The sequence below is a fragment of the Cytobacillus sp. genome, from assembly GCF_964223445.1.
In the GTDB taxonomy this organism is placed as follows: Bacteria; Bacillota; Bacilli; order Bacillales; family Cytobacillaceae; genus Cytobacillus.
Map to the genome: position 1 here is coordinate 1 of NZ_CAXQGS010000139.1, position 7,136 is coordinate 7,136.

Below are 7,136 nucleotides of genomic sequence, written 5' to 3' on the forward strand. Positions count from 1 at the left end.
TCAGACGTGTGCTCTTCCGATCTCATCCACATTATTATTCAGCTCAGGTGGAATGGGCGGAAACATTCACTGTGCCGATCTATATACATGAAGACGACAGGGAATGGGTGATGAGGGACAGTGAACACATCATATTCTGGAGCGGAGAATCGCTCAAACTTCATGATGGCCTGGTCATCCACCGCCTCGGCGGCCATTATAAAGGCGGTGCTGTCCTTCATTGGGAAAATGGGAATGGGGGCAAGGGCATTATGCTCACCGGCGACATCATTCAAGTTGTCGCAGACAGCGGGTGGGTCAGCTTCATGTACAGCTATCCGAATCTCATCCCGCTCCCGGCTGAAACAGTAGAACGAATGGCCGGCAGAATAAAACCGCTATCATTTGACCGGATTTACAACGCATTTCACAGAGTTATAGAAAAAGAGGCTGACCTTGCAGTACAGCGGTCAGCTGAACGCTATATTAAAGCAGTCCAGGGCAAGCTTTTTCAAACCTAATAGTGGCTCTGCAAACAGATATTTAGTAAAATAAGGTAATAGAATGGGAGGGAATACTATGTTAAAGAAGCCTGAATCCAATGAGTATGCACCCTATTATGAAAAATATGTCAGCTCAGTGCCGGCTGGGGATCTGCTGCAGACCCTCGATGAGCAAATAAAGGAAACGATGAATCTGGTAAAAGACCTGAATGAAGATCAGGCTCATTTCCGTTATGCCCCGGAAAAATGGACAGTTAAAGAAGTCATCGGCCATATCACAGATACCGAACGCATCATGAGCTACCGCCTGCTTTGCATTGGCAGAGGGGAGATGGCCATGCTGCCGGGCTATGATGATAATGAGTATGTGAAGAATGGTCAATTCAACCGTTTCAGCATCCAGGAACTATTAGAGCAGCTGTTCTTTGTCCGCCAAAACACGATTGCTTTACTAAAAAGCCTTGATAATGAGGCACTGCTAAGGAGCGGGAATGCGAACGGCACGGAAGTAACCGCCCGTGCCATTGCCTTCATCATTGCCGGCCATGAACTTCATCACCGCACCTTAATCAAAGACAGGTATATGGGTGCAGAAAGCTTTGGTGGAACACATTGAATAAGCATGAAATAGCAAGCTGGCTGAAATCCCTTCTAATTGCCTTTGGAATCGCAATGGTGATCAGGGTCTTCCTTTTTTCACCTTACTATGTGGAAGGAGCCTCCATGGATCCAACCCTTCATGACGAGGAAAAAATATTCGTAAATAAATTTGAAGAACTGGACAGAGGCGATATTGTCATCATTAAGGGCGAAGAAAAAAATTATGTTAAAAGATTAATAGGTTTCCCCGGCGATGAATTGGAAATGAAAGATGACCATCTGTATATAAACGGCAAGCAATGGGATGAAGACTATCTCTCAGAAAATCGCGAAGCAGCAGAAGGAATTGTCAGCAGACTGACCGGTGACTTCGGCCCCCTCACTATTCCGGAAGATCACTATTTTGTGATGGGCGACAACCGCCTTGTCAGCCTGGACAGCCGAAATGGGCTCGGATTTATTGAGAAGGAACGAATCATCGGCGTCAGCGAATTTGTCTGGTATCCTTTCACAAGCATAAGAAAAGTAGATTAGCTTCAGGAGCGGCAAGCACCGCTCTTTTTAATTAGATTAGAGATTCGACTATTTTTATAAAATAACAATCAATTGAAAAGAAAGGACGTGTGAACAGATGACAAAAATCGGATTGATCAGACACGGGATTACAGCCTGGAATAAGGAGGGACGGGCACAGGGCAGCTCGGATATTCCCCTCCATGGGGAAGGGTTGGCTGAGGCAGCACGCCTGGCAGAACGGCTTGGCGAAGAAAGCTGGGATGTGATTTACTCAAGTAATCTCATAAGGGCAAAGCAGACTGCAGAAGCCATCCAGGAGAAAATCAGTTCCATCCCCCTTTACCTCGATCCCCGAATAAGAGAAGTCGGCGGCGGGATGATTGAAGGTACAACCGAAGCAGAGCGTCTTGAAAAATGGGGCAAAGACTGGCGGGAAATGGACCTCGGTTTTGAGCCGAAAGAAAGCATCATTAATAGAGGACTTGAATTCCTGCAGGAAATTACAGATAAGCACCCGGGCGAAAACGTGCTGATCGTAAGCCACGGCTCCTTCATCCGCCATCTGTTAAGAGAACTGGTGCCGCAGACAGATCTGTCCTCCCCGCTGAAAAACACATCCGTCACAAAGCTTTTGATCAAAGAAAGCCAGTGGGACTGTGAGCTGTATAACTGCACGAAGCATCTTGAGGTGAAGCGGATAAAATCATATTAAGCCAGTAAAAAAACAGCAGGATGCCGCTGCTGTTTTTTTCATTCATTATGTATCTCCGATTTAAAGTTCGGAAAAGTAAAGCTGAAAATGGTGCCTTTACCGACTTCGCTTTTGACGCGAACATTGCCATCCATGGCCCTTACAATACTGAACACGACCATCATTCCGAGGCCGGTCCCTTTGGAGCCTTTGGTGGAATAGTAGGGTTCGCCTAAACGCTGAAGCTGATCGGACGTCATGCCGACACCGGTGTCTTTTATTTCGATCGTGATCTGGCTGCTGCTATAGTGCGTTTCTATGTATAATTGCCCGCCGCGCGGCATGGCCTCAATTGAATTTTTTATCACATTCAAAAAGCATTGGTGGAATTTCTGCCGATCACCTTTAATCGATCCGAGAAGGGCAAAATGGGCATTGATCTCTACGGAATTCTGGTTGGCGGTCGGTTTTAATATATTCATAACTTGCATCAGTTCTTTTTTTACATTAATTTCTTCGATCTTATCTAAAGATGGCTTCGAAAAGGTTAAATAATTTTGAATGACCTGCTCAGCCGATTCCAATTCGGCTTTTACGATGCCCAAATACTCAACCCTTTTTCGCGGCGGCAGCCGCTGTTCCTGCAAGAGCTGAACAAATCCGATTGCAGCCGTCAGCGGATTGCGAATTTCATGTGAGATGGCTGCTCCCATTTGCTCGACAGCTTCAAGTTTTTCTGCCCGGACGAGATTTTCACGTATATCCAGATTTCTTTTGGCAAACTCAAATACATATGAAATCATGAAGACGCCTAATGGCGGAATCACCAGGTAGGCAAACCAGGCATCAAACCGATTCTGAGGGGGCACCGATAATTCCATAACCACAACAGTCAGCACACTTAAAATCAGGGTAACGATAATTGAAAGGCGAATCCTTTTTCGCGGCACCTGCTTCCAAAACCAGGGATAGAGCCTCCAAAGAATAATTCCAAGGGGCAAATATAAAAGAATATTAGAATAAAACCCAGGTTCTATTCCATAAAAACTTCTCATCAAAATTACAGACCCGGCCAATACGGGGCCAATACCCGCATATAAACCGCCGATGATGACAGGTATTAATCGTAAATCAAAAAAGTAATGCGGGCTTGGCTGATAGGAAAATTGAAAGCATATCCAGATCATAAACAAAAGCCATATAAATGAGCAGCCTTTGGAAAACCTGAATTTAGAGCTCTTTTCTGCCCATACCAGCACAATAAACAAGATGACGATCAAGAGCGATAGATTAAAGAAAAAATGCTTTGTGATTTCCACCGTTTCACCTGCCTCTTTGTGAGGTTATAAGAAAATTCTATATTGTTTTACTATTTATGACAATACTCATTTGCTTTTTTTATATAATATTGTCAGAAAATACGAAATTGTGGAGGGTGGGACAAAGAATTCCTGTAAAAAGATAAACTGTTATAACGGATTTGTATTTTTATTTATTTTAAAAAAATGTATCATTCTAATTTTTTAGAACGTATAATAAAATTAGAATGTATGAATTAGAAAGGGTGAACTAACTTGGATTTAATCAAGAAAACGATGGAGATCAATCTTGAACAGCAGAAGCTGATATCCAGCCCGTTAAGGATTAAAATTATATATCTTCTCGCTAAAAGTCCCATGACAGCCAAACAGGTTGCCGAAGAGCTTGGGAAGTCTGCGGGAAGCATTCATTACCATATTCAGCAGCTTTATAAAGGCGGAATACTCGAGATTGAGGAGACGAAAGAAAACAGGGGAATTATCGAAAAGTATTACCGTTCAAAAGCGACCCAATTCAACTTGAAAGAAAGCGGACAGGAGAAAGGAGAAAGCTGCAGCAGCATGGGAATAAACATCTCCCTCACAGAAGAAGAATTAAAGGGATTTCAGGACGATTTTTATGATTTGATGGTTAAATACATGGAAAAGAGCGTAAAGGGAGCTCTAAAGCGCAATTCTTATGAGGTTTCCTGCAGCTTCAAATTGCTTGATTCCGAGGAGGAAGAATAGATGGAAGCACAGATTAAAAGAAATTTAACACTGTTTCTGGCAGGGAAATTGACAGCGGTGCTCGGTTCCTCCATTTACGGCTTTGCCATTGGCTTATATATCCTTGCAGAAACAGGGTCCAGCCTGAATTTTGCCATAACCCTCATACTTAGTGCACTGCCAAGAATCCTGCTTTCCCCTGTTGCGGGCGCACTCAGTGACAGATGGGACCGCAAAAAAATCATCATTATTTCCGATTTTGCCTGTGCAGTCTGGCTTATCGCCATTTTGCTGTTCTACCTTTTGGTCACACAGGAAATCTGGCTCCTTTACACAGCCACAGCCGTTTTAAGCATTTTGAATACCTTTTATTCAGCGGCAGTCACTTCAGCGATTTACAACATGGTCGGTCCTGATACTCTGCAAAAAGCGATGTCACTCAATCAGGCCGCAGCTTCATCATCCGCCATCCTAGGGCCCGTTCTAGGGGGCGTCTTCTTTGGCATCTTTCATCTATCAGTCTTCATGCTTATCAACGTCATCGCCTTCACAGTCTCCGGCATCACCAGCTTACTTATTCAATACAATCTATTTGCAGAGAAAAAAGAAAAACCAGGAGAAAATGGGATGATCTACGATCTGAAAATGGGTGTTTCATATGTGAAAAATCAGCCGTTTATAAAACATCTCATTATTATTAGCATCTGGCTGAATTTTTGGTTTGCGGTTTTTCCCGTCGCCATGCCTTATCTGGTTCTGACTGTGCGGGAAATGAGTTCACTCCAGCTGGGCATCATTGAAGGAGCCTTTTCCGTCGGTATGCTGATAATGTCGGTCGTTCTATCTGCCCGTCCCGAGGTAAAGAGAAAAGAAGTGACCATTTTTGGGGGCGTAATGGCCATGTCCCTTATCATAGCTCTGCTTGGCCTCCCGAATTTTCCCGGCTTAATGGGCATTTCAAACAGCATCATGTTTCCTTATTTAATAGGCATGGTCCTGCTGCTATCTTCAGTTATCATGGTAATCAACATTCCAGTAATGGTTCTGCTGCAAAAAGGCACGCCTGATGCCTATCGGGGGAGGGTGATGTCACTCCTTGAAACAGGGGCAAGTGCCATGACACCACTCGGCTTTATCTTTTTTGGGTTTTTACTCGAAAAATTTCCTGTCTGGCTCCTGCTGGCTGCATGCGGAGGCAGTATTCTGGTACTAATCCTGTATCATCTGCAAAAAAGGACCTTTATCAAGCTGCTGAGAGACACAGATCAGCCTAAAACAGAGATTAGCCCACATGCCTGAGAGGAAAGCGGTTTTTAGCTGCTTTCTTTTATTTTGCCGTTTACAGCCTTAATTCTGGGGTATTCCAACATATAGATACATAGTTTACATCGTAGCCAAGAAGCAATTGCTTCTTTATATAAGGAGGATGACCATTTGAAACAAGATCCGCAAAACAAAGGCGTAAATGAGCACAGTAAGGACAAGCAGCTTGAGGAGTTCCGCATGGATAACACAGGCAAGAAGCTGACGACCAATCAGGGAGTCAAGGTTTCAGAGGATGAGCATTCGTTAAAAGCCGGTTCCCGAGGCCCGACTTTGATGGAGGACTTTCACTTCAGGGAAAAAATGACGCACTTTGACCATGAGCGCATTCCTGAAAGGGTTGTCCATGCCCGCGGTTTTGGTGCACATGGCTACTTCCAGGTGTATGAATCCATGGCAGACTATACCAAGGCAAAGTTTCTGCAGGATCCATCCGTCAAAACCCCGGTCTTTGTCCGTTTCTCGACTGTTGCCGGTTCCCGAGGCTCGGCAGACTCTGTACGTGATGCCCGCGGCTTCGCGACAAAGTTTTATACCGAAGAGGGCAACTACGACTTAGTCGGCAATAATATTCCGGTATTCTTCATCCAGGATGCCATCAAATTCCCTGATCTCGTTCATTCATTCAAGCCGGAGCCGCATAACGAAATGCCGCAGGCCTCAACTGCCCATGACACATTCTGGGATTTTGCAGCCAACAATACTGAAACAGCCCATATGATTATGTGGACGATGTCAGACCGTGCCATTCCGCGCAGCTTCCGCATGATGGAGGGCTTTGGTGTTCATACGTTCCGATTTGTGAACGAGCAGGGCAAGGCGCGCTTTGTAAAATTCCACTGGAAGCCTGTTCTCGGAACGCATTCACTTGTCTTTGACGAAGCCCAAAAACTTGCCGGAAAGGATCCGGATTTCCACCGCCGTGATCTTTGGGAAGCCATCGAAATGGGGGATTACCCTGAATTTGAGCTTGGTGTTCAGATGATTGATGAAGAAGATGAATTCTCCTTTGATTTTGATATTCTGGATGCGACAAAGCTGTGGCCTGAGGAAATGGTCCCGGTTAAGATCATTGGAAAAATGACGCTGAACCGCAATCAGGATAATGTATTTGCAGAAACGGAGCAGGCTGCCTTCCATCCGGGCCATGTCGTACCCGGCATTGATTTTTCTAACGACCCGCTGCTGCAGGGACGATTATTTTCTTATACAGACACCCAGCTGATCCGCCTGGGAGGGCCGAACTTCCATGAGATCCCAATCAATCGTCCTGTTTGTCCGTTCCATAATAATCAGTATGACGGATACCATCGCATGACGATTAATAAAGGGCCGGTTGCCTATCATAAAAACTCTATGCAGAATAATGATCCAAGTCCTGCCACAGCAGATGAGGGCGGCTATGTTCATTATCAGGAAAAAGTCGAAGGACGCAAAGTTCGCGAGCGCAGCGACAGCTTCAAGGACCATTACAGCCAGGCGAAAATGTTCTGGAAC

7 protein-coding genes and 1 pseudogene are annotated in these 7,136 nt (G+C 44.9%); 7 read left to right on the forward strand and 1 reads right to left on the reverse strand.

The genetic code is table 11. The features are described from left to right. The 4 genes and pseudogenes from ACEQ1T_RS24270 to ACEQ1T_RS24285 form a co-directional block, all read left to right on the forward strand. Positions 1–500 (forward strand): annotated as a pseudogene (locus tag ACEQ1T_RS24270) (hypothetical protein); the annotation flags it as partial. 58 nt (positions 501–558) lie between these two features. Then, complete coding sequence (locus tag ACEQ1T_RS24275) at positions 559–1,098, forward strand: DinB family protein (RefSeq protein ID WP_206841599.1); 540 nt, start codon at positions 559–561, stop codon at positions 1,096–1,098. After that, the gene (gene lepB, locus ACEQ1T_RS24280; protein WP_206841603.1) at positions 1,095–1,616 is read left to right on the forward strand and encodes a signal peptidase I; all 522 of its coding nucleotides are present in this window, start codon (positions 1,095–1,097) and stop codon (positions 1,614–1,616) included. Before ACEQ1T_RS24275 ends, lepB begins: the two co-directional genes overlap by 4 nt. 97 nt (positions 1,617–1,713) lie before the next feature. Further along, a complete protein-coding gene (locus ACEQ1T_RS24285) occupies positions 1,714–2,310 on the forward strand; it encodes a histidine phosphatase family protein (protein ID WP_370225116.1) in 597 nt (198 codons plus the stop codon). Positions 2,311–2,348: 38 nt separating this feature from the next. Here the strand turns inward: ACEQ1T_RS24285 and ACEQ1T_RS24290 are convergent, their stop codons facing one another. Next, complete coding sequence (locus ACEQ1T_RS24290) at positions 2,349–3,608, reverse strand: HAMP domain-containing sensor histidine kinase (protein WP_206841608.1); 1,260 nt, start codon at positions 3,606–3,608, stop codon at positions 2,349–2,351. Between the two features lie 255 nt (positions 3,609–3,863). On the opposite strand from ACEQ1T_RS24290, the gene ACEQ1T_RS24295 reads away from it, so the two are divergent. The 3 genes from ACEQ1T_RS24295 to ACEQ1T_RS24305 all read left to right on the forward strand — a co-directional run. Further along, the gene (locus ACEQ1T_RS24295) at positions 3,864–4,337 is read left to right on the forward strand and encodes an ArsR/SmtB family transcription factor (protein ID WP_370225118.1); all 474 of its coding nucleotides are present in this window, start codon (positions 3,864–3,866) and stop codon (positions 4,335–4,337) included. Further along, complete coding sequence (locus ACEQ1T_RS24300) at positions 4,338–5,615, forward strand: MFS transporter (protein WP_370225119.1); 1,278 nt, start codon at positions 4,338–4,340, stop codon at positions 5,613–5,615. A 135-nt stretch (positions 5,616–5,750) separates the two neighbouring features. Further along, the coding region (locus ACEQ1T_RS24305; protein ID WP_370225121.1) for a catalase at positions 5,751–7,136 on the forward strand (1,386 nt) is incomplete at its 3' end.

What these genes read in the sequence shown, in the direction of transcription:
- ACEQ1T_RS24285 (WP_370225116.1), top strand. Translation starts at nt 1,714, where the DNA reads ATGACAAAAATCGGATTGATCAGACACGGGATTACAGCCTGGAATAAG.
- ACEQ1T_RS24300 (WP_370225119.1), top strand. Translation starts at nt 4,338, where the DNA reads ATGGAAGCACAGATTAAAAGAAATTTAACACTGTTTCTGGCAGGGAAA.
- ACEQ1T_RS24275 (WP_206841599.1), top strand. Translation starts at nt 559, where the DNA reads ATGTTAAAGAAGCCTGAATCCAATGAGTATGCACCCTATTATGAAAAA.